The organism is Paenibacillus sp. RU5M (genome assembly GCF_900221055.1).
In the GTDB taxonomy this organism is placed as follows: domain Bacteria; phylum Bacillota; class Bacilli; order Paenibacillales; family Paenibacillaceae; genus Paenibacillus; species Paenibacillus marchantiae.
Window position 1 is genome coordinate 434560 of sequence record NZ_OBQM01000004.1, and the last position, 25256, is coordinate 459815.

A 25256-nucleotide genomic window follows, 5' to 3' on the forward strand; every position below is an offset into this window, starting at 1 on the left:
ACTTATGGGAGGTTTGGAAGTGGATCAAAAGAAAATGTTAGTGAGCTTGCTCGCAAGTGCGTTGTTGATCAGTTCAACCGCTGGCAATGCGATGGCAGCGAGCACAACAAATAAAACGTCTGCCAGCAGTTCAAATAGCAGTGCATCAAAGAAAACAACATCAACGAACAAGGTCGTACATACACTGAGTAACTTGTCTCCTGTCAAAGTAACTGCACGTAGCTCCGTGAGATTAACGGATGTGAACATCTTGACACAGGATGATGGTAACGTCGTCACGTATACCCTGTCATACAAGAACAATGACAATACCCCAATGATGATGCTCGATTATTGGAGCAAGGTAAAAACCAAAGGCGGTACGCTGTTCTCACCTAAACTGATTGCGAAGGATCAGGAGAAGAAAACAATCGCACCTGGATCAACTGTAGATTTGACTTATGTCATGAAGGTTGGTCGGGAAGTGAAGCTAAGTGATCTGAACTTCCTCATTGTGAAGTGGGATTTCAGTCAATCTAACTATGAACGTACGCTGGGTAAGTTTAATGTACCCGCATCCTATAGTATTACGACACCCGTAGGCAAACCGAAGACGGTTCGTCTAGGTGATTCTGCTATGAAGGTGAAAGTGTCTGGCATTAAAGTGTTCCCAGGTGAAGATAAGAATCAGTATGTCAAAATTGGTGTGAATTTAAACAATATTAGTTACAAATTGCTTGAAAACCCGAATATCAAATGGATTTTGCGTACACCAAGTGGTACGAATTATCCGTTGACGCCAGACAAGGATAGTACAAGCGTTAGCATTCAGGCTCAGGCTAATAAGGCACTCAGTCTGATGGCATCTATCCCCACATCGGTGAAGCTGCAAAAGTCTGAACTATTGCTCGTGGAAGAGCAGGGTGAAGAGAAGACGGTCTTACCAGTTGCTGCGTTGCAGCTGCCTGAGGCAAGCAAAGCAACGAACGTAGAGGTGGCTGCAAATCAACCGAATATCATATCTGTTGAGGGACAACGATTATCTACATTGCTTGAGTCAGCAAAGGTTCGTATGGATGACGGTGAATATGATCTGAATATGCAATTTGTACTTAAGAACGAAGGTAAGAAAGCCGTTAAAGTCCCAACATATACATTTGAGGTACGAACTGCTGACGGAACAGTTTATCCGATTGAAACCAAAGCATTGGACGCATTAAAGCTTAATCCGGGAGATATTAAAACGATTAAACTCAACGCGACCTTACAAGGTGATGGAGACACAAGCAAAATTAAGCTGTACGCAATGAGTCCTGTGGATAAAAATGAAAACACGGAGTCAACGACTCCAACGAGTACAAGTAGCTTTGTTTTCTCCTATCCTGTGGGCGTATATGCGATTCCGCAATCTGTATCTACTGGAGACGGTTTGACAACAGAGACGGTCATTAAGAATAGTAAAGGAACGTTTGGTGTTTCGTTGGGATCGTTACAGCGTTTACCTTGGGCAGATAGTGACATTGTGGCTGCAAAAGTAACGATTCGTAATGCCGGCAACAAAACGGTGCAGCTCCCAGAGCTCGAAGCCATGTTCACCATTGACTCGGCTCAAATTGATGGAGATAAGAAGTTAATCTATACGCAAAGCGGAAAACTGCTTGGGGTTGGTATGACGACGGAGGCTTATCTGTTGACCAAAATTCCTTCTGAGCTTCGTATGGGTCGTCTGGAAGTAAGTTTAATTGAAAAGGTTAGTGAAGAAGAAACAAATGAGTGGATCACATTAAATACGTCCGGTTTGATCCAGCCTGTATCCTACGTAGCAACGGGTAAGACCTATACAACTGGCATTGCGGATAAAGAGACTGAAATGGGTGTGCGTAGAACGATCCGTTACCCAGGAACCTCATCTGATATCGTATATACCGAATTCGAAATGACAAACAAATCGTTGCGTCAAAGTGGGCTTGGCAAACTGGTGGGTTACTTCAAAACATCGGACGGTCAATATTACAGAGCAACTGCAAAACAATCCGAGCGTTCACCTGGGCCAGGCCAGAAATCAATTATTACATTCTGGGCTAAGGTTCCGAAGTCAGTCACATTCTCGGATATGCGGTTGGTTGTGGGTGAAGGCATAGCAGATAGCAAGTTTGTCATCGGCGAAGGGGAAGCCACAGCCTATGTGAATGCTCTAGCATTCGAAGTGCCACCAACTTCTATCAGTGTTCAAGGGACGCTGAACAATATTGATCTCTATCCATATACGCTCTCTGCTAGTAGTGTACGTGCATATCTGGCGGGAAGCTCATCTGTGCAGGTAGAGATGAATTATAGCCTATCCCGCAATGAAGAGATCGAGATGGGCGAGAATGAACATAAATTGATTCTGGCTCTTACCGATCAAGCAGGTAAAACATATGAGAAAGAGTTAGTCTTGGGAACCGATCTGAAAGCGGGAACGAATCAAACACTCACTTGGAGTGTAGAAGACAGCTTCTTCGAGAAACTGCGTGGAGGCTCGTATCGTTTGGCGGTATATGACCAGTTCCAGGGACAACGTATTCGTCTTGCGGAACAAGGCTATGGATACGATCTGACCAAGCTTCCAAAGGAAGAACCTGTAGATTCAAGATAAACGAAGTCTTTCTACAATTAATGATTTATCCACAAAACCTCGTTTCCACCCTAACGGAAACGAGGTTTTGCTTGTCGCATCTCTACTTTTTCTCTATAGTTAAAGTTAATAGATTACCAGAGGAGGAAAATAAATCACATGAAACCTTATATGAAAGTATCCCTGGCTGCACTAGCGATTGGTGTTGGCGTGTGGGTAGGGTCTGTATACAGCAATACAGCAATAGGTGCAGGCACAAGTCAACCGGGAACAGCAGATGATCCGGTAGTGACGAAGAGTTATGTTGATCAGCAAATTCAAAAGGCTTTGGGTGGAGGCACGAACACAGGGTCTGGAAGTACATCAGGAAGCAACAGCGGCTCTACGGGAACTGGCAACTCGGGCAGCACGGGTGGAGACACAACACTTCCTCCATTAGTCTCTGGAGCCTCTGATGCTGTTGAGATTGTGACCGTGAAGCCAGGTCAACAGCTGATCGGTGCATCTGGCGCGGAGTTCATTGTGCGTAGCGGTAAAGCTGTGATCGTCAGTGAAGGTACGAATGGTGTAGCTGATCTGACGGACGGGGTTGATTTGACGAATGGTCAGACAGCACCGACCAATCACTTGCTCTCTTTTCCAAGAGATGGACGGGGTATAACGGTATTGGATGGTAACAAGTACAGCCTGACTGTCATGGTACGTGGTGGATATTCTCTGAAATAGGATAAGCACTTATCAGACTTTTTATTCATTTCATTTGTTCAGATTACCCAGTTCTAACAAACATTAATACGGCTAGCCAGCCTTGTTCCTGCTCACTCTATAACTGTACACAACTAATAACCGGAGGTGCAGGAATCATGGCTAGAAGCAACCGCAAAGTGGTACCTGAAAGTCGTCAGATGTTGGATCAAATGAAGTATGAAATTGCCGCTGAGTTTGGTCTGAATGTGGGATATGGCGGTAGAGGTCTTGCTGGTGCAGATACCGAATTTGGTTCTGAACTGGGTGAGGTAAGTGATCACTCCTATGGCCAGTACAAAGGCTGGGGCCATCTGACTTCCCGTGAGAATGGATCGGTTGGTGGAGAGATTACAAAAAGGCTGATTCGCCAGGCACAGCAGCACTTATAGGATGTTTTCCTTATCCCAATCTGTTTGACACGTCTTGACAAATACGTTAAGATGGCAGTTGAGGTACGCAACCTTTTCCGCTAGGGAAAGGTTGATTTTTTGTTGAGGCCATTACCTGAAAAATCCTTATCTTCGTAACTGCGGACCCTGCGTCCTTATTCCGCCCGGAAAGCTTTCGAGGGTACAGTGAACGAATCAACGTAAATGTTTTGTTCGGGCAATCGCCATACTACTCGTTATGGGAGGTTGAAACTTCAATGTCTATTAAAGGCCGACATCTATTCACATCGGAGTCTGTAACTGAAGGACATCCGGATAAAATTTGCGACCAGATCTCGGACGCCGTATTGGATGCGTTCCTGACGAATGATCCAAATGCTCGTGTAGCGTGCGAAGTTTCCGTAGCAACAGGACTTGTGCTTGTCATCGGTGAGATCAGCTCCGCGTCTGAATATGTGGATATTCCGTCCATCGTTCGTAATACGATTAAGGAAATCGGGTACACTCGTGCCAAGTTCGGTTTCGACTATAATACTTGTGCAGTCCTGACTTCTCTGAACGAGCAGTCTGCTGACATCGCACAAGGCGTTAACGCAGCTCTGGAGAACCGTGACCCGGAACAAATGGCTCGCGAGACAGAGAATATTGGTGCCGGTGACCAAGGCCTGATGTTTGGTTTTGCAACCAACGAAACACCTGAACTCATGCCTTTGCCAATCGCATTGTCCCACCGTATCGCTCGCCGTTTGGCTGAAGTGCGTAAAAACGGTACATTGGAATATCTTCGTCCGGATGGTAAAACTCAAGTAACGATTGAATATGACGGTGACAAACCGGTACGTGTTGATACCATCGTCGTGTCTACTCAGCATGCTGAAGAGACTCTACTTGCGCAGATCCAAAAAGACATCAAAGAACATGTAATTCTGCCTGTCGTTCCAGCTGAATTGCTGGATGAGCAGACTAAATATTTCATCAACCCAACAGGACGTTTCGTTATTGGCGGACCTCAAGGAGATGCAGGTCTGACTGGACGTAAAATCATCGTAGATACCTACGGCGGTTATGCACGTCACGGCGGTGGCGCGTTCTCCGGTAAAGATCCAACAAAAGTAGACCGTTCCGCGGCTTATGCAGCTCGTTATGTTGCGAAAAACCTCATTGCTGCAGGTCTTGCCGACAAAGTGGAAATCCAGCTCGCTTACGCGATTGGTGTAGCCAACCCGGTATCGATCAACGTGGATACATACGGAACAGGCAAAGTCAGCGAAGAGAAATTGGTTGAGCTTGTGCGTAACAACTTCGATCTTCGTCCAGCTGGTATCATTCGTATGCTCGATCTGCGTCGCCCAATCTACAGACAAACAGCTGCTTACGGTCATTTCGGTCGTACAGACCTTGATGTACCTTGGGAACAAGTGGACAAAGCAGACGTTTTGAAAGAGCAAGCAGGTCTGTAAGTTAACGATACGATCTTTAAATGAAGCCCTTGGTTCCGATATGGAATCAAGGGCTTTTTGTGTGCAAACATTAAGAACTGTGGAGAAAAACAAAAGAATTCCTTTTATTACCTTTTAACTAAAGAAAATTGGTAATGTAGCCGACATACATAATGAGGTCTGTACATCAGACAGTTGAAATGAAACAGGATGAGGAGGAAGGAACGGTGAGTTTAAAAAGAACGGCTCGCAGGGGGATCATCGGACTGTTAATCGTGCTAATGTCTATTCAAGGTTGGCAAGGTATTCCGTTTATGGACACAAATACGGTGTATGCCGCCGATGAATTTAACGACACATTGATTGAAACTACAATCCCTGCTGTGGGAGCAACGGAGATCGATGGTGCAGCACCGCTAATTATTCGGTTCAAGGAAGCGGTTAAGAAGTCTGAAAACGCTGTAGGAAATGTAGTAATCAGACGTTTTCAGGATAATTCACCAGTGGCTACTATTAGAATTGATAGTCCGGATGTAAAGATTAAGGGAACTCTAGCAGATCCGGATGCACCTGAGAGTGTTGAAGGGGTAGGAAAAGAAGTAAGTATTACTCATCCACTGTTACGTGGAGGAACATACTATGTACAATTCGATTCAGGTTCCCTGCTAACTGCTGATGGAGCTGCGGTCAAAGGTTTGACATCGCAACAATGGAAATTTAGCACAAAGGGAATCGGAACGGCTAAGGTAACCTCCTATTTCCCCAATCTAGGAGCAGCTTCTGTTCCAACTACGTCCAACATACAATTGACTTACAGTGATAGTATTTCAGCGGGTGCAGGCAAAATTCAGCTTCTACAAGGAAGTACGGTTGTTGAAGAACTGGATATAGGTGCAGGTACACCGCGAATTGTGATAAATGGTAGAACGCTCACCATTGATCCAACGAACAACTTTTCGAATAACACTACATACTCCGTTGTGATACCTGAAGGGGTATTAAGGGACAGCGTTGGTAATGATGTAAAAGGGATTAGTCGAGGAGAATGGAATTTCACTGCATTTTCTTCTGATCCATCAGCATTAACCGTATCCTCGTTATCTCCGACCAATGGAGCAAGCAATGTTTCTTTAACGAATGAACTTACAGTGACATTCAGCAAAGAATTGAGTTCAGCTTACATCACTGGAGCGGTTACATTAAAAAATGCAAATGGAGTTGCAGTACCGGCAACAGTATTGCTCAACAGCACTAATAATCGGCAATTACGGATTATTCCAATAAGTGGCCTAACAAGCAATACCACATACACTGTAGATATTTTGGGGGGCTTTCTGCGGGATAACGCAGGAAACCTGTTTACAGGATTGAATGGGACAAACTCATGGACATTCAGGACATTGGGTTCGGATACCACCGCTCCAGTTTTAAAGACCGCAAAAATGTACAGCAATAGCATCATTCGTTTGACATATGACGAGTTGCTCTCAAGTCTTGATCCGTTTACTTCCAGCTTCACGGTCACGGTTAACGGAGAGAACCGGAATGTGAGTACTTCCTATGTCTCAGGAGATAGTGTCTATGTTGTACTGGACACGGGTGTAGCGGTAGGACAGGTTGTTAGAATTGCGTACGCCCCGGGAACAGGAACTCGTAAAATTCAAGATTTGTCTTTTAACGCTGCAGCAGCATTCTCTGCCAGAGATGTGGAGAATAATCTGGATTCCATCATGTCCAAACCACGTGAAGGTACAGCTTATAATAGTACGATTAGCTTGTATTACCCAGAGACGGTCTATATCAATTCAAGTGATGCTGTAAGACAGTTTAGTGTTACTGCTGACGGCACATCAGTGGGAATTAACAGCATTTCTACCAACAATAGTTCTCTGGTGACACTCAGCCTCAGTCGTTCCATACAAAATGGGGAAGTGGTTAGAGTATCGTATGAACCAGGCTCATGGCCTGTAAAAGACACTCGTGGACAAGCGCTTGCGGGCTTTAGTGGATTCTACGTTCGTAATAGTCTTGATACGAAAGCTCCCGAATTTAAAAACGCAGAAGTAAGCGGATCTACATTATGGATTCGTTACAATGAACCGCTGAGCAGGACGAACAAGCCCCTAAAGAGTCAATACTCCGTATTGGTAGATGGGAAGGCAGTGTTTGTAAATGATACAGAGATTGAGGATGACTTGGTTACCTTAACATTGGCAAGTGCCGTTTCAAGTACGCAAAACGTTAGTTTATCCTACGTGCCTGGAACATTGAGATTAACTGACTTAAATGGCAACCCGGCTGGTTACATTAATTTGGCGCCAGTGACCTACACCTATGGAAACGGAAAAATTCTTTCGGCTGTCCTTCAAGGAGATACCGCGTCCATTAACTTTAAGGAACCACTTCAAGCTCAGACGGCTCTTACCGCGTCGCAATTCAATGTACAGCTCGGTGGCTCTTCGGTAAGTGTACTTTCAGCTGCAAGTTCAGGTTCCGTAGTAACTCTGAAGCTTTCAAGTTCAGCTACCTCGGGACAGAAGGGAACCGTTAGTTACGTTCCGGGAGCCGTTCCACTAAGAGATGCATTAAATAACACAATTGTAGCTTTCGGGCCACTTAACTTACAGGTTAATGGCAGTTCCACAGGCAGTCAGACGAATGGCCGTCCTTCCTGGCTGACAGAATTAGATGCATCGAGTTATGGTCAGGCTGTTCTTGTCATGAGTAACGATACGGCTACCAATGTGTCAGCAATGACTCGCAACAATCTCTCAACTCGTCAATTTAACGTAGATGCTGCCAAATTGCTACAGGCCTTTGAGTATGCAAGGACGGTTGGAAAAACGGCACAGCCTGTTGTATTTGAGATGAATGCTGATGAATCTTCGGCATATGTCGGCTTCCCCTTAAGCGCATTGGCTCAGTTGGCATCGAGCAATCGCACGGGTTCAATTGGAATCAAATATGGTGATCGCCTATGGACACTTCCCCTGTCTGGTTTGGATGTGTCTTCCATGATTCAAGACGTGGGGGGATCAACAAGTGTAGGTTCTTCCTATCTTTACGTGCAGATCGAGACAGTACCGGTATCCGGATCAGGTACATTGGATGGCTTGTTACTAGCTGCAGGCGCACAGAAGTTAGGCAATAATACGAATATATACTTATCTGCATTTAACGGAAATAACAACCTACGTGTGGAGCAGAACATTAAAAGCCTGCTCGCTATACAATTGCCACTGAAAACACCGACGACAACTTCAGGGCTAACCTATATGGATCCAGGTACATTTATCCTATCTAACGTGCCTAGTTCGTTTAAAACCACGATCAATGGTGTGGTTATCCAAGGACAGTTGAATGGCAATCAAACGGTTGTTCCTGTTACTCATATTGTAAACTACCAGGATACATCATCCCACTGGGCTAGTGCAGTCATTAAAGAGCTTTCTGCCAAATGGATTATCGGTACGCCGAACGGTTCTTTCTATGGACCGAATCAGAATATTACACGCGCAGAATTTGCTGAATTAGTAGCTAGAGGATTAGGGCTGCCGGGGAACCAAACAGCAGCAGGTCGTTTCCGTGATGTTTTGGGCGGTGGCACAACGAGTGCTTATATCGGTGCAGCTGCTGAAGCAGGAATCATTACAGGGAATACGGATGGTACCTTTAAGCCAGACCGTCCAATTACCCGTGAACAGATGTCCATTATGATGGTTCGGGCTATGAATTTTGGTGGAAAAACGGTCTCACTGCAATCTTCAGCTGCCTCCACGTTATCGAAGTTCAAGGACAGCAACAAAATCCAATCCAAGGATTCTGTCGCCAAAGCAGTGCAAGAAGGAATTATCCAGGGTATGACGTCAAAAACGTTTGTCCCTCAAGGTAATGCTACTCGTGCACAAGCAGCGGTAATGTTGAAGCGTGTGTTGGATAAGTTAGGATACTTGTAAAACGAAATGATATTTCAATAATGTTATTAGGAATAGTCATGATAACGATACGTAACATACTGGACCATTTCAAGGAAGTTCATTTCTTGAAATGGTCTTTTTTTATATTTAAAACTAGATAGTCCTGGTCCTGCTCCAGAACAACGAACACCTGAAGAAGCGTTGCAATGGCAGAGCCAGCAGAAGATGGATCGAGGCATAACCGTGTACGAGAATGATGGAACAACAATTATTGGTGAATTTCTCATTTCAAAACCGTCATCGTAAATATTAGCTTCAACATTCCTAAATGTAGAAACAACGTTGATTTGGTTACATCAATTGTTTCAACAGCCAGATTTACTCCAAATAGACTTCGGTTGTGCTAACTCAAGCATAACTGAAGTCTATTTTTTGACTGTAAAAACGTATAACAGAACAATAGGATATCGCATAACCCAATAAATACCTGAATTCAGGCTCGGGGCGTAACTTTTTCCACAAAAAGTAGTCTATTAATAGAAGAGTATACTAGAAATCTCGCTGTCTGCTGCCACATGGTAGAGATCGTGATATCTAAGATTGATATACAAGATGGGAGAGACGTTTCAAACATGCTGGGGAAACAAGGGAAACGGCTGAACGACGTTAAGGGTAGTAAGGCGAAGAAGTGGGCAATTGTAACGCTGGCAGGCGTGATCTGGATTGCACCGGTTCTGGGAGCGGGACAACAGGTGTGGTCGGGAAGTTCATGGCAGTCTGTGGCTGCAGCGGCCTCTACAACAACAAACAAATTGAGCGAAGAAATTCTGACTTCGGGTGCGAAGTTAATGAAATACAATTATACAACAACACGTTCCGGCTCGAAGGTGAACGTACTGGCAGATGTAATTCAAGTGGATTTGCAAAATCCCTATGTGAAGCTGGATGTCATGACAGGCAAGGGTGGCAATCTGAACAGTAAACAAAGCACGGGTGGCATGGCTAAGGAAAATGGTGCAGTAGCCGCCGTGAACGGCGATTATTTTAATGTATCCGGTGAACTTGCTCCAATCGGTGGACAGGTCTCTGACGGGGTCCTCGTATCTACTCCATCAGAGCTGTCAGGGATGTATGCCCTCACCGTAACCAAAGACGGTAAGCCGATGATTGATGAATATTCATTCGATGGCACCGTGAAGGCAGATGATGGTTCAACGTTTGCTTTGCGTGGGATAAATAAAGAGGACTACACGGTCGAATCGAGCTCGGTGAAATACAGTCACGCCAATTCGATGTATATTTATACACCGGCTTGGACGTCCACAAAACGGCCGAATGATCCTTCCACAACACCAACTGAGGTACTTGTGCAGAACGGAGTAATCACCCAAATTTCGGATAAAAAAGCGTTGAACATGACGGTGCCGGCAGATGGGTACATTTTGCGTGCGCATGGAACGGCAGCGACATGGATTATGACTCACCTGGCGGTAGGGCAGACGCTGAATGCAGATTACAAGTTGAAAGCCAAAACGACGGGGGAGACCGTTGATCCAAGCAACCTGCAGATGATGATCGGTGGTCATACCATTCTGGTGAATGATGGCAAGGCGGCTACGTTTTCCCGTGATATTGCGGCTTCCGGCATCGGCGGCATTCGTGCGAGAACAGCAGTCGGCTACTCCCAAGATGGTCGGTATGTCTACATTATTGCAGCGGAGAAAAACAGTAACAGCAGCGGTTTGTCGCTGACTGAACTGCAATCCTTCATGACCAGCATTGGTGTATGGAAAGGCATGAATCTGGACGGAGGCGGCTCCACAACGATGGTAACTCGTCCGCTTGGTGAGGAGACAGCAGGGCTTACGTTCAACACGGAGTACGGTACAGAGCAGCGTCAGGTCGTAAACACGCTGGGCGTGTTCTCTACGGCTCCGGAAGGTAAGCTGCAGGGCTTTGCCGTGAGTGGCAGCCAAACGTTGCTGGTAGGGCAAGAGGGCAAGTATACAGCCAAAGGCTATGACACCTACTATAACCCGATTGCGACAGGCGATATCAAGATGACGTGGAAATCGAGCAACAACGGCATCGTGAGTGTAAGTAATGGAACGATCAAAGGTGTGAAACCAGGTACAGTGACGCTGACTGCAACAAGCAATGGAGCTTCATCTTCCATTAAAGTTACCGTGTTGGGCGGAAGTGAACTGGCTTCGCTGACAGCCGGATCTGGCTTGGGATCGCTCCAAGCGGGTACAACGATTTCCATTCCAGTAACGGCGAAGACCAAAGACGGACAAAGTTTGACAGTTCCGGCGGATTCGCTGACATGGGAGTTTATTGGATTCAAAGGTAAAGTGTCTGCAGACCAATTAACCGTATCCTCCGTGAACGCTGGCGCTCAAGTTGGCTATGCGATCGGTCGTTATGACGGCTACAGCACGGTGGTTGTGCTCTCCGCTGCGGCAAGTGAAACGATATGGGAGAACTTCGAGAATGTAAGCTACCCGATCAACTTCACGACCAACGCATCAGGTGTAACTGGATCGGCGTCCGTGACAGCGGGAACAGGTGAAAAAGCTGGCTCCAAGGTGTTACAGCTGAGCTATGACATGACCGCAGGAATAGGGAAAATGTATGCTTATGCCCAATTGAACGGTTCCACTGGCAAAGAGGTATCTGCAACAGCGACATCCATGTCAATGGATGTTATGGGAGATAAGAGCCTGAACTGGCTGCGTGCCGAATTTACAGATGCCAGTGGCAAAACGGTATATGCCGATCTCGCTAAGGCAATTGATTGGGATGGTTGGAAAAAACTGAACGTGGACCTGAATGGGCTGAATATTTCTTATCCGGCGAAGCTGAAACGGGTTTATGTGGTGAATGTGGAAGAAGGTCAGGATGAGCGTGCGAAGACAGGCACGGTTGCTTTTGACAACATTGCTTTCACCATGCCATCCAAATCCAGTGAAGTGGGCTTGCCTACAGGAACTGCTTCGCTGGTGCTTGGACAGAAATCCATGACAGTAAACGGAACGAAAAAGGCAATCGATTCTGCGCCTGTACTGAAAAATGGTACAACATATGTTCCAATCAAGCATGTATTGGATGCTTTTGGCGGACAGGCGAGCTGGGATAGCAAAAATCAACGAGTTACCGTCGTGCGCGGTGGCAAGCTGATTGATCTGGTTGTAGGCCAGAAAGAATTCATCATCAATGGCAAAAGACAAAGTGCAACAGTAGCACCTTACGTATCTGGTGGTAGGACTTTAGTCCCTCTCAGACTCGTTTCAGAGCAGCTTGGACTGACTGTAAAATGGGAACAGAACACGAAGACCGTTACCATCTCATCGTGATATGGTATGATATATACCGGAAACGATAGAAATGGAGTCGAACAAACGTGGATTTACAAGCCGATGCCATAGACCGCGTCATAAAAAACGCCATACAAGTCATGGAAAACAGTAAATATCAAATGTTTGAGATTATGGACTCGACTCGGAATGAGCTGAAAACGCTGAACGAGGAATTGAAGTCGGTTCTGAAGGAGACGGCGGAAACGATCGAGAAAGTAGATCAATTGGAGCTCAACTACCGCCGCTCCCGGATCCGGCTAACTGAGGTTAGCCGCGACTTCGTCCGTTATTCCGAGCATGATATCAAGCAGGCGTATGAGAAAGCGACGCAGTTACAGCTGGATCTGATGATTTACCGTGAGAAGGAAATGTATCTGAAAGCCCGTCGGGATGATCTGCAGAAGCGTGCCAAAAATGTGGAAGCTTCCGTGGAGCGCGCCGAGACGATCGGTTCCCAGATGGGGGTTGTACTGGAGTATCTGTCGGGTGAGCTGGGTCAAGTGACCCGCATCATTGAATCCGCCAAAAATCGACAAATGATTGGTTTGAAAATAATTTTGGCCCAGGAAGAAGAGCGGAAACGTATTGCCCGTGAGATCCATGACGGACCTGCGCAGATGCTCGCGAATCTAGTGCTTAGGACGGAAATTGTAGAAAGAATGCTCATAAAGCAGGATTTTAAGATGGTCCAGGCCGAAATAGTAGATTTGAAAGGCCAGGTTCGTTCGAGTCTTGGAGAAATGAGAAAAGTTATTTTCAATTTGCGTCCTATGGCACTGGATGACCTGGGATTGATTCCAACGCTTCGGAAGTACGTGCAGGATTTTGAAGAAAAAACAAAAATCCGCTCGCTTTTTGAAACGAGAGGCAAGGAACACCGTTTATCTTCGGCAATGGAGGCTGCGATCTACCGCCTCGTGCAGGAAGGTCTGTCCAATGCTGCAAAGCATGCTTATCCCACTTATGTTGTAGTGGAAATTACATACCAGGCTCAGCTCGTTAAGATTGTCGTGCAGGACAATGGGCTTGGGTTCAAACCGGAGCTTCTTGCGAAGAAGAGCAAGGATCATACCCACTTCGGTCTGATTGGGATGAGAGAGCGGGTTGAACTGTTAGAAGGAAGAATAGAGATCGAGTCCGCGGAAAATCAAGGAACCAAAATAGTGATTCATATCCCGACAAACGTGGATAAGGGAAAGGAGTAGCAGGATGGAAAACCGTGATACTGGAAAGACATCAATTAAAGTTCTTTTGGCTGATGATCATCAGCTGTTCCGTGAAGGTCTGAAACGCATTTTAAATATGGAGGACGACATTGAGGTCATCGGCGAATGCGGCGATGGGATTCAGGTGCTCGAATTCTGTAATCAGGATAAACCGGACATCGTATTGATGGACATCAACATGCCTGTGGAAAACGGGGTTGAAGCGACGGAGAAATTGCGTGAGCTGTTCCCGGATGTCAAAGTCATTATCTTGTCTATTCATGATGATGAGAGTTATGTGTTCGAGACGCTGCGTAAAGGTGCTAATGGCTACCTGCTCAAAGATATGGAGGCCGAGTCCCTGATCAATGCGATTCGTTCTGTTCATGAAGGGCATGCATTCATCCACCCTAAAGTAACTGGCAAACTGATCATGCAGTTGCGTCGGATGACGTACCTTAATGAGACAGGGGCAATGAGCGAAGGAGCTTCGAAGGAAGCAGGCGTTAAATTTGTCGCTGGCGACAATAATCCGCTTACTCGTCGTGAGGCTGAAGTATTGCGTCTGATGGCTGAAGGTAAGAGCAATAAAATGATTGGTGAGTTCCTGTTCATCAGTGAGAAAACAGTAAAAAACCATGTCAGCAGTATTTTGCAGAAGATGGAAGTGGATGATCGTACGCAAGCGGTTATCAACTCGATCAAATATGGTTGGGTTACCCTTTAATATACGATTGTATTTAGATGCAGTTTGATTATAGCAATTATAGGATTCTGTTTACTCGCGCCCATTCCAGAATGTTGGACTGGTTAGCGGGTTAATGGACTTTATTACTGCAAATGAGCAAAGTGTGAAGTTAGGAGAACTTATGTTCAAGCTTCGGCATGAATGAGTGAACGACCTGGCCTGTCTTCTTCGTCCTGTGTCGATCAGAATGGAATATGAACGTTTGGGATTTGCAAGTGTAACCCTTCGGGGAATGCAGCATATACTGCTGTATACAGGGATGTTCGCCATGGGTGAGCATGACCTTCCGAGGAGGTGCAGTTGCCATGGTTGCTCATCTGACTATGATTCTGCTCATATACTTCCTGGCGGCAATGGCCGTTCATGCCATGCACCAGCGCCATCTTTCCCGTCCGGACCCCGAAGGCTACGAGCAGATTATGCTCATTCCTTCCAATCAGGAGCAGCGGATTGAAGGCATTGTAAGAGCGCTTTGCCGGGAATTATTTTACCGTGGAAAGAGCTTCACATTGACGGTTGTCGCTGATCGTACGGAAGCCGAAACGGTTCGTATTATTGAGAAGCTTATGCTTAGGCAAGGAATGGAGTTATCCTACCTGTCTGCTGTCCCTTCGGATATGGAACAGTGGAATCAATCCGGAAGTCATTCTATTCGCCTTATCGATTTGCGTGAGCCAAAGCAGTAGATGCTTTTTTTGCAACAGTTGGGTCCATTAATCGTGCAAGCTGCTGAGACAGACTGGCTAAAGCGTGTCATCAGTCAGAATGCACTTTCAATGAGGTCATGCAAGCTTGCCAAAATAAGCGTGAATTTCATCATGTTCGAGGTTAAAGATTACAGCTTATGCTGTAGTCTTTTTTTGTCATTGTAGCCAAGCTTGCTGTTAAATTAAATATGGGTTTTTATGCAATCTATGGTTATTGTCCCTGTTGGAGCCTTGTGGGGATCGCTGCACGAACCTTTTTGAAATCAGAACTCTTAAGTTAAAAGTATAGACGAAGCAGATTGGAAAAAGTTTCGCATGATCAAAGAAAGATTAACGATGCTAATTGAATTGGTAAAATGATCGTTACGGTTGCTTTTGGAAACTAAACGACTTGTGGGACGACTCCACAATTGATATAGTGATAATACAAATGAATATTGAATAAATGAGATATGGACATGAAGCACATGCTCCGACGAAGAGTCGGTTGGCATGTGCTTTTTTTGCGTTTTGGGACATGGAGGATGAGGGAGGAGAGCAGATGAAGGTTGGGTTGTATGTGTGCCGAGTGAAGGAAGAGTGGAAGATGGTGCTGTCACTAGATATCCGAGTGGATGTGGCGTGGTGGCTTGAGGGGGTGAGTGAACAGCGGGTATTGCGATGGTTGTTGTTAGGCAGGGAGTTACCTTTAAGTCAAGCCTCGTGGATGGTAAAGAATTTTGAGGTGGAGCGAGGTATGGATCAGTGGGGAGAGGAGCATTGGCAGACGTATATGCTGCGCGAACTGGAAGAGTACGAGAGGGCCTCCGGGGAACTTGCGGCTAGGGGAGAGATGGCAGGCAATGTAGGGATTGTCGCTGAAAGAGGTGCGGAGGTGGGCGGGATGCCAGAGTCGTATCCCGCCGGGGAATGGGCTCAGCTGGAGCAGGGCGAGGCCCTGCTGGCTGAGCGGCTTCGCGGCCGCCAATTGCTAGCGGCCGAGGCAGAGGCGCTGCTGGCGGACACATCGCTGCAGCTTGCCTCGGTTTGGCGCGCGGCTGCACAGCTCGCGCACCTGCGTGGGCGGCTGAGCATAACAGCCGCCCTGGAAGGGCCTGCCACGCGGCGGCAACGCCTCGCGTGGCTTGGTCGCGCGCATAGCGCGCCCCGCTGCCGCCGATGCGGCAGCTTTGCCGGGCAGCGCGTGCCCTGCGCTGCCTGCGGCCTGGCGGCGTGCGCCTACTGCGAGGCTTGCCTCGCGCTGGGGCGCAGCCGTGCCTGTGCGCTGCTGCTGCGCAGCGCAGCGCCAGGGGCCGTGCCACGCGATTCATCGCAGCGTGGCACGGCCGTTATCCCCACCGAGGGCGGACTTGCCCGGTGGGGACTTAGCCCTGCGCAGAGCGCGGCTGCTGCCGCGGCGCTGGCGTTTTTGGCCCAACCATACGCAGGGGATGGGCCGGGGCGGTTTTTGTTGTGGGCCGTGACCGGGGCAGGTAAAACCGAGATGATATTCCCTTTGCTCCAATACATATTGGAGCGCGGTGGACGAGCGCTTGTTGCTACGCCGCGCCGGGATGTCGTGCTGGAGCTTGCCCCTCGTCTGGCGAAGGCATTCCCTGACATCTCGCTCGCTACGCTATACGGAGGCAGCACCGAGCGCTGGAAAGACGCGCAGCTCACACTCGCGACCACGCACCAACTGATGCGTTTTTACCAGGCATTCGATCTGGTTATTATCGATGAACTCGACGCATTTCCCTACCATAATGATCCCATGCTCGCTCATGCGGCTGCGTCCTCATGCAAGCCTGATGGTCATTTTGTTTATCTGTCCGCTACGCCACCAGCTAGGCTGCAGCGGGAAGCAGCGCAAGGGAAACTCACTCACGCCAAAGTTCCAGTCCGCTTCCACCGCCACCCTTTACCCGTACCGCGAATACTGAAAATGCCTACCGTCGCCGAGTGTATTCGGAAGCGAGAGCTGCCCGCCACACTAAAAAAGAGTATTCAAACCTCCTTGCTGCGCGAAGCTCAGGTATTTGTATTTGTGACACGGATCGCTCAGATTGAGGCATTTGTAAATCTCATGCGTCGCATGTTTCCACAAATCCATATCGAAGGAACATCATCCCAAGATCCGGATCGCGCGAGCAAAGTAATTGCGTTTCGTGAACGGACCATACGTTTGCTCGTGACCACCACTATCTTGGAGCGGGGCGTCACCATTCCGCGCAGCGATGTATTTATTTTGGATGCAGATAATGGTCTCTTCGACGAAGCATCTCTGGTACAGATGGCGGGTAGAGCAGGTCGATCTATGGATGATCCGGCAGGAAGAGTCGTCTTCGCATCATCCCGCCGTACGCGTTCCCAGGTGAAAGCGGTGGCCCAGATCCAAAAAATGAACACCATCGCAAAACGCAAAGGCTACCTTCACCCGCCAACACACCAATAGATACTGAGGGAGGCAACAACCTAATGTCGAACTGGCTAAGCAGCATAACAGACCACGTGCACCAACTCACCCATCGCCTGCATGGATTACTCGCCCCACCCGGAGCGACTTGTCTAACCTGTGGTACAAGAGCGATATTGTCTCCGATCTACCCCGGCATCTGTCCGCGTTGTGTGCAGCAAATTCCATGGATTCGTTCCGTTCGCTGTCTGCGTTGTGGTCGAGGGATCGGCTGCCCGGACTGCGTCCGCCCACACATGCAAAACCGTTCTTTCATATGCAACCGCAGCGCCGTCCAGTATAACGCTCTAATGAAGGAATGGATTGGGATGTACAAATTCAGAGGCCACGAGCGCTACGCGCCACTGTTAACGGCACTTATTATTCAAGCATTCCAAGCAATGAGTGAAGAACTCAACCCTGTTATGGCAAAAGAAACCCTGGCCCCCGTAGCTCATCCCGCCACGCCTGCTCAATACCATGTGGATGCCAACTCACATCCACCCGGCTCGAGTGCGTCCACAAACGCACTCGTTCACCAACCTGACGGGCGCGTATCAGTACCCGCGCCCGTTCACGGAGCTGGCTTACGCGACTCAACCTGCGTTCGCCCTCATTCACCTAACGCGAGTGTGCCTCTGTACACGCGCGCGCAAAACCACAGTGCATACGCGTACTACACGCACGCTCATCCCGGAGCAGCGACGCGCAACCGTCAGTCGCTGCTCCAAAACAACAAGCCGCGATGGCGGCCAGACGCGGTGACCTATGTCCCCGTCAGCGAAGAACGCCTTGCCGAGCGCGGCTTCAACCAGGCCGAGCGGCTCGCAGCAGGACTTGCCGCAGCCGTCCGCCTGCCTGTAGTTGATCTGCTGCAGCGTCGGATCAACACTACCAAACAAAGCTTCAAAACACGCGGCGAGCGTATCCAGACGATGCAGGATGCATTTGCAATTCAGCCAGGTGGAATAGATATGTTGCTTGAACTCTATAAAGCAGCCAAAGCCGCTTCTCAATCCGTTCAAAAGAACATGTATTCACGAGCAGCTAATTCATACGCTAATGGAGAAGAAGGGTCTTCACATGTCACACCAACAACAGAAGGTAGGCCGTTAATTCCCTTACGCTTGCTAATGATCGATGATATCTACACAACCGGTAGCACCTTGGATGCTTGCGGACAGGTGATCTTAAACGCTGGATATTCTATTAACCTTCCAATAGAGATTTACACGCTGACTTTGGCCAGATCCTGACTGGAAAATGTATATGTACTTAATAAATGGCTATCATACTCAAATTATTTGATGATAATAACTAATAAATTTTATATAGAAAAGAGAAAGTACGTTCTTATATGTACAGCGTTGTGACTTTTTTGAATTATCATATATATGCATATGATTTGAAAAGTAGTTGTTTAACGAAATTATGAAAGGGGATTAGACAAGAATATTTTTACATGTAAAAAAGAGGAATTGATTCTGCCGTGTAGAATAGATAGTTCTGCCGTTCACCAGTAGGTGACAGCACAGGGAGTGGCATAACATATCTTTTGAAGGAGAGAACAACGGTGGGTGCAGGAAAAAGAAAAAATGGGTTTTACTTATGGACCGTCCGTTTACTGGTGCTAATGCTGGTATTCGGACAGTTTGGCGTGTACGGGGGGAACCGGGCACATGCCGCAACGAGTAGCAGGGTTGTATCCAGTAACTACGATTATCGTTATGTGTTATCAGAGCAGGATGGAAATTTAAGCGTCAATCAGAAACCAATTGATCTGGGGTGGGCAAGATCCTACAGCTTTTCTGCAACAGGATATTCTTTCTCCAGAATGCAGTCGGTTCGTGGGACGGTTCCTAAGATGACCAATGTATCTTTTGGCTCATACACGTCCACCTATGCAGGTAAAATCAATAATGCAATCCTGATCGACTTCTCAGAGGTATGGCACTATTACACGGTAATGGAATACAGACAATCCGGAACCAATGTCGGAGGTTGGAATATATCTCATGTGGATGAATTCGGCTATGAAACACCAAGATACGTCCAAAGCTACGAGGCTTCGCAGTTAAGTCTTGTGGTTAACGCTGACACAGGAACTGTGGTTGATTTTGTCTCAGACCTCAATCCATATTACACACGAAAAGCAGAATCATTCAGTTTTGTGAAGGAAACGGGAACGAAGGTACCTATTACTACAGTTCCATCTATTCCAGTTGATATAGTTGCCGCTGCCAATGATGTGGCCATTAATCTTAATTGGTCTGCTGCCCAACAAGCAGTTCAATACGAAATTGAAGAAAATGGTGTAGTTAAAGGTCCTTATTATGGAGTGAACTATACGAGTGCACCATTTAAACCGAATACTACCTATACCTACAAAGTGCGTGGGGTAAATCCACGTGGCGTCAGTGAATGGAGCACTCCATACACCCTTAGGACATTACTTGAGAAACCCGTTCTTACGGTAACAGCAGAAGAAAGTAAAAATACAGTGAAGTGGAAATCTGTTGAATATGCAGATCGATATCAACTGCAGATTGATGGGGGTACACCCATTGAACTAGGTAATGTTACCACATACGAACATGAAGGGTTGGCAGCCAATTCAACTCATACGTATGTGCTGAAAGCATTCTCACCTGACAATGAGAGTACGTGGAGCAAACCTCTCAGTCAATTAACAGTGCCGGACCGAGCAGATGGCTTAAAAATTACGGATGCTACATTCAATAAATTGTCCATATCATGGACAGCTGTAAAAGGAGCAACGGGATACGATCTGGAGATAGATGGTACCATTGTTGCAGTAACTGGTACAACATATAGTAAAACTGGACTTACGGCGAATACAGAGCACACGTTCAGAATCAGACCTAAAAATACAGGTGGTGTTGGAAGCTGGAGTGATAAAGTAATCGGATTCACCCAGCTTAGCACACCTGTGATTCAATCCAGTTCCTCAGAAGAAGAAGTGGTCCTCGTATGGGCACCAATTGAAGGAGCGACTTCATATGAAGTTGAAGCTGATGGGGTTGTGTTCGGAGATATAGAGAATCCAATCTTCAGTCATACTGCTCTAACTTCGGGGACAGCACATAAGTATCGTGTTCGTGCACTGAATGATGCAAATAACAGTGCATGGACCACGGTTATTACGCAAAACACATTGCCAAGCTTGGTTAGCGGATTGACTGTGAGTGCCGTAACAAACGCAGCCATTACTTTAAAATGGAATGCGGTCACAGGGGCTACAGGATATGACCTTGAAATTGACGGAACTCCAGTCGCATTGACAGCGACAAGTTATACAAAGAGTGCATTGGCTGGGAACACGGAACATACTTTCCGCATTCGCTCCAAGAATGCTGCCGGTGCAGGAGCGTGGAGTGAAGTGGTGACGGGGCGGACACAATTCAATCTACCTGTACCTAAAGCTTCTTCCGAAGAAACGGCTATCACTTTAACTTGGCCTTCCATACCTGACGCAACAGCGTATGAAGTTGAAGCAGACGGTGCGGTCGTTGCAACGGTTAATGAACCAACATATACGCATGGTAATTTGCTTCCGGGTACATCACATAAATACCGTGTTCGTGTAGCTACGGATACGAATACGAGCGCATGGACAGCGATTGTGACACAGAGCACATTGCCATCGGCTGTAATGGGTCTAGGTATATCATCCGTAACGAATACAGCAATTGTCTTGAAATGGTCCACTGTAACAGGTGCCAGTGGGTATGATCTGGAGGTAGATGGAACAGTAGTTCCGGTCACCGGATTAACATATACAAAGAGCGGCCTCGCAGCAAATACGGAGCACACGTTCCGTATTCGTTCCAAAAATACCGCAGGTGTTGGTACGTGGAGCGACGTAATAAGTGGCACTACCCAATTGAACACACCTGTATTAAAAGCCAATTCCGAAGAAACAGCAGTTGTATTGACATGGGCAAACGTAGCTGATGCAACCAAATATGAAATAGAAGCAGACGGTATTAATGTAGCCACAGTTACGGATTTAAAATACGTGCACGAAGGTCTACTCGCAGGTACATCGCATAAGTATCGTGTACGTGCATTGACCGATACGAATGCAGGTGCCTGGACAGCGATCCTTACTCAGAACACTTTACCAGGTTCTGTTACCGGATTAAGTGTTACATCTGCGACCAATGTGGCCATTGCTTTGAAATGGAATGCGGTCACTGGGGCGACGGGATACGATCTTGAAATCGACGGCAACGTGGTAGCTGTCAGTGGATTGACGTATACGAAGACGGGCCTTGTAACAAACACGGAGCACACCTTCCGAATCCGCTCCAAAAATACAGCAGGCGTTGGAGCATGGAGTGATATAGTGGATGGTACCACACAGTTAAATACGCCAGTGGTAAAAGCATCTTCTGAAGAAACGTCTATCACCCTAACTTGGGCTGAGGTCACCGGTGCAACGAAGTATGAAATCGAAGCCGATGGAGTGATTACTGGCACTGTTAATGAGTCGAAGTATGTGCATAACAGCCTGTTGGCTGGAACAGCGCATAAATATCGAGTACGAGCTTTGACGGATACAAATATGGGTGCCTGGACAGCAATTCTTTCTCAAAATACATTGCCAGGTTCTGTAGCTGGATTGAGTGTAACATCGGTTACGAATGCAGCGATTGCTTTGAAATGGAATGCGGTCACTGGAGCGACGGGATATGATCTTGAAATCGACGGTAACGTTGTAGCTGTCAGTGGATTGACGTATACCAAAACAGGACTATTAGCAAACACTGATCATACATTCCGTATTCGTTCTAAAAATGCTGCGGGTGTAGGAACATGGAGTGAAGCGATAGAGGGATTAACCCAGTTAAACACGCCTGTATTGAAAGCTTCTTCTGAAGAGACTTCCATCACGGTAACATGGATAGATGTAACAGATGCTACCAAGTATGAAGTGGAAGCCGATGGAATTATTGTAGGTACAGTTAACGAATCGAAATATGTGCATATGAATTTGCTTCCAGGAACAGCGCATAAATATCGCATACGTGCTTTGACGGAAACAAACACGGGTGCTTGGACGGCACTTTTGACGCAAAATACCTTGCCTGCGGTTGTAACGGGACTAAGCATAACATCAGCAACCAATGCAGCCATTGCATTGAAATGGAATGCTGTCACTGGAGCAACAGCGTATGATCTAGAGATTGATGGCACCGTAGTAGCTGTTAGTGGACTGGTTTATACGAAGAGTGGACTTGGAACAAACACAGAACATGTTTTTCGAATTCGTTCCAAGAATGCTGCAGGGGTAGGAGCGTGGAGTGAGACGATAACCGGTATAACCCTATTAAATACGCCTGTTCTGAAAGTGTCATCTGAAGAAACGACGATTACCTTGACATGGCCTGAGATTAAAGAAGCAACAAAATATGAAATTGAAGCGGATGGAATTATTGTAGGAACGGTAAATGATCCTATTTACATCCACAGTAATCTATTGGCAGGAACAACACATAAATATCGCGTACGTTCGTTGACCAATACAAATGTTAGTGCCTGGACAGCTATTGTTACGCAAAATACATTACCTGGTGCAGTCACTGGGTTATCTGTAACAAGTGTAACCAATACAACCATTGCCTTGAAATGGAACGCGGTAACTGGTGCAACGGGATATGACTTAGAGATTGACGGTACGCTGGTACCTGTAAGTGGATTGACGTACACTAAAACCGGGCTTGTAGCCAATACAGACCATACTTTCCGCATACGTTCCAAAAATGCCGCAGGTGTGGGGGCTTGGGGAGATGTGACTGGTGTTGCCACTCAGTTAAATACACCTGTGCTTAAGGCATCATCTGAGGAATCAGCAATTCATTTGACATGGATTGAGATTAAAGATGCAACAAAATACGAAATTGAAGCCGATGGTACAGTGATTGCTTCAGTGACCGAGTCAATGTTTACTCATAAAGGTCTGCTTCCTGGGACAGCACATAAATATCGTGTACGTGCTCTGACGGATACGAATACGAGTGCCTGGACAGCATTGCTGACACAGAATACTTTACCTGATGCAGTTACTGGATTTATGTTAAACACAGCAACGCCTGCGGCAATCTCCCTTAAATGGAATGCGGTGTTAAGTGCATCCGGGTACGATTTGGAGATTGATAATGCCATTACACCAGTTAGTGGAGTAACCTATACGAAGTCTGGACTTGCCGCCAACACAGAGCATACCTTCCGTATTCGTGCGAAAAATGCTTCAGGTACAGGTGCCTGGACTGAAGTTGTAATAGCTTCCACCCAATTGAACGTACCAACGTTGAAAACAACATCTGAAGAAACCGCCATTACATTGACATGGACTGAAGTTGCTGGTGCGACCAAATATGAAATTGAAGCAGATGGTACTGTAGTAGCGACTGTTAGTGATCTTATGTATGTTCATAATGGATTGCTGGGTGGAACCATTCATAAATACCGTATCCGTGCTTTGACGGATACCAATACAAGTGCCTGGACAGCTATATATTCTCCAATTACGTTACCCGCTGTTGTTTCAGGACTTAGTATGAATACAAAAACCGCCACTGCAGTCTCCGTTAAATGGAATGCAGCCACTGGTGCAAATGGTTATGATCTAGAGGTAGATGGGGTGATCATTGCTGCAACCGGAACAGTGTATACACGGAATGGACTTACAGCCAACACAGAGCATACCTTCCGTATTCGTGCCAAGAATGCTACTGGAGCTGGTGCTTGGAGTGAGAATTTAACAGTTACTACGCAGTTGGCTACACCTGTTCTGAGGGGAGCAGCGGATAAAAACAATGTAACCTTAACATGGGATGCCATTAATGGAGCTACCTCTTATGTGATTGAGGATGATGGCAAAACGGTAGCGACGGTAAGTGAATCAACCTGGGTTCATATAGATTTGTTACCATCGAGCCTGCACAAATATCGGATTATTGCAGTGAATGATCAAAATACAAGCATTTGGTCTTCAGTAGTAAGCATTAGAACATTAAACTAATGATCTAGATCAGGGGTATAGGTTGCGCATACATGCACCCTATACCCCTTTTATATTCGCAAAGAGGCTATGGACTTGAAGTGAGAAAATAAGGTAATGTATAGTTATTATCCATTCGGAAGAGGAAGTTTGAGAGGGGCGTTTTAGCGATGAATCTGGGTAATTGTCCGCGTTGTGGCAAATTATATGCGTTGAATTTTCGGGATGTATGCTCGAACTGTATCAAGGAAATTGAACTGGAATACCAGACTTGTGTGGAATATCTGCGCGAAAACAAGGGTACAAACATACAGGAACTATCTGATGCAACAGACGTTTCAATCAAAAATATTACCAAGTTCATTCGTGAGGGGCGGATTTCCATCGAAAACGCCCCAAATATGATGTATCCTTGTGAAGTGTGCGGAACCCTGATTCGTGAAGGCCATATGTGCGACTCTTGCCGGAATCGTTTGACGAAAGATTTGGCTGGAGCGGCTAGAGAAGTAGGTCAGAAGGATAACGGCAGCATAGGCGGACGAACCTATAATGCTGTCGACAAACTACGGGATCTATAGGAACGAGGGCTTAAATACAAGTTTTGCTATAACAAATGTTTTGGAACGTACCGATAAACTTATTAAAGATTATCGGTTTTTTTTATTATCCTAATCGTTCGAGAACATAA

Annotated in this window: 15 protein-coding genes; 14 read left to right on the plus strand and 1 reads right to left on the minus strand. The window is 46.6% G+C overall.

Going from position 1 to position 25256, the window contains the following annotated elements:
- Positions 1–19 precede the first annotated feature (19 nt).
- The 11 genes from CRO25_RS15730 to CRO25_RS33385 all read left to right on the plus strand — a co-directional run bounded on the left by CRO25_RS15730 (position 20) and on the right by CRO25_RS33385 (position 17845).
- Positions 20–2617, plus strand: coding sequence for a hypothetical protein (locus CRO25_RS15730; RefSeq protein ID WP_079695644.1), 2598 nt, complete (start codon positions 20–22; stop codon positions 2615–2617).
- A 138-nt stretch (positions 2618–2755) separates the two neighbouring features.
- Positions 2756–3322 carry a hypothetical protein gene (locus CRO25_RS15735; protein WP_079695645.1) on the plus strand — a complete coding sequence of 189 codons (567 nt, stop codon included), beginning with the start codon at positions 2756–2758 and terminating at the stop codon, positions 3320–3322.
- A 137-nt stretch (positions 3323–3459) separates the two neighbouring features.
- A complete protein-coding gene (locus tag CRO25_RS15740; RefSeq protein WP_053782866.1) occupies positions 3460–3732 on the plus strand; it encodes an alpha/beta-type small acid-soluble spore protein in 273 nt (90 codons plus the stop codon).
- A gap of 257 nt (positions 3733–3989) precedes the next feature.
- Positions 3990–5192 (plus strand): methionine adenosyltransferase, encoded by a 1203-nt coding sequence (metK, locus tag CRO25_RS15745; RefSeq protein WP_072733612.1) that lies wholly within the window; start codon positions 3990–3992, stop codon positions 5190–5192.
- Between the two features lie 206 nt (positions 5193–5398).
- Positions 5399–9127 carry an Ig-like domain-containing protein gene (locus tag CRO25_RS15750; protein ID WP_179132191.1) on the plus strand — a complete coding sequence of 1243 codons (3729 nt, stop codon included), beginning with the start codon at positions 5399–5401 and terminating at the stop codon, positions 9125–9127.
- A 593-nt stretch (positions 9128–9720) separates the two neighbouring features.
- Positions 9721–12444, plus strand: a complete 2724-nt coding sequence (locus CRO25_RS15755) for a stalk domain-containing protein (protein ID WP_079695647.1) — start codon at positions 9721–9723, stop codon at positions 12442–12444.
- A 47-nt stretch (positions 12445–12491) separates the two neighbouring features.
- Complete coding sequence (locus tag CRO25_RS15760; RefSeq protein ID WP_024631628.1) at positions 12492–13652, plus strand: sensor histidine kinase; 1161 nt, start codon at positions 12492–12494, stop codon at positions 13650–13652.
- A gap of 4 nt (positions 13653–13656) precedes the next feature.
- Positions 13657–14379, plus strand: coding sequence for a response regulator transcription factor (locus tag CRO25_RS15765; protein WP_063567747.1), 723 nt, complete (start codon positions 13657–13659; stop codon positions 14377–14379).
- Between the two features lie 299 nt (positions 14380–14678).
- A complete protein-coding gene (locus tag CRO25_RS15770; RefSeq protein ID WP_143813188.1) occupies positions 14679–15086 on the plus strand; it encodes a hypothetical protein in 408 nt (135 codons plus the stop codon).
- A 562-nt stretch (positions 15087–15648) separates the two neighbouring features.
- Positions 15649–17541 carry a helicase-related protein gene (locus tag CRO25_RS34285; protein WP_079695649.1) on the plus strand — a complete coding sequence of 631 codons (1893 nt, stop codon included), beginning with the start codon at positions 15649–15651 and terminating at the stop codon, positions 17539–17541.
- Positions 17542–17650: 109 nt separating this feature from the next.
- Positions 17651–17845 carry a hypothetical protein gene (locus CRO25_RS33385; RefSeq protein ID WP_143813189.1) on the plus strand — a complete coding sequence of 65 codons (195 nt, stop codon included), beginning with the start codon at positions 17651–17653 and terminating at the stop codon, positions 17843–17845.
- 119 nt (positions 17846–17964) lie between these two features.
- Here CRO25_RS33385 and CRO25_RS33390 read toward each other — a convergent pair whose 3' ends face one another.
- The gene (locus CRO25_RS33390) at positions 17965–18141 is read right to left on the minus strand and encodes a hypothetical protein (protein WP_177031202.1); all 177 of its coding nucleotides are present in this window, start codon (positions 18139–18141) and stop codon (positions 17965–17967) included.
- A 161-nt stretch (positions 18142–18302) separates the two neighbouring features.
- Here CRO25_RS33390 and CRO25_RS33055 point away from each other — a divergent pair, with 161 nt between their 5' ends.
- The 3 genes from CRO25_RS33055 to CRO25_RS15790 all read left to right on the plus strand — a co-directional run bounded on the left by CRO25_RS33055 (position 18303) and on the right by CRO25_RS15790 (position 25146).
- Positions 18303–18797, plus strand: coding sequence for a ComF family protein (locus CRO25_RS33055; protein WP_143038131.1), 495 nt, complete (start codon positions 18303–18305; stop codon positions 18795–18797).
- Between the two features lie 299 nt (positions 18798–19096).
- On the plus strand, positions 19097–24589 hold the full coding sequence (locus tag CRO25_RS15785; protein ID WP_143813262.1) for a fibronectin type III domain-containing protein: 5493 nt from the start codon (positions 19097–19099) through the stop codon (positions 24587–24589).
- Between the two features lie 149 nt (positions 24590–24738).
- Positions 24739–25146: a TIGR03826 family flagellar region protein gene (locus CRO25_RS15790; RefSeq protein ID WP_079695652.1), complete on the plus strand. Its 408-nt coding sequence runs from the start codon at positions 24739–24741 to the stop codon at positions 25144–25146.
- The last annotated feature ends 110 nt before the right edge of the window (positions 25147–25256 follow it).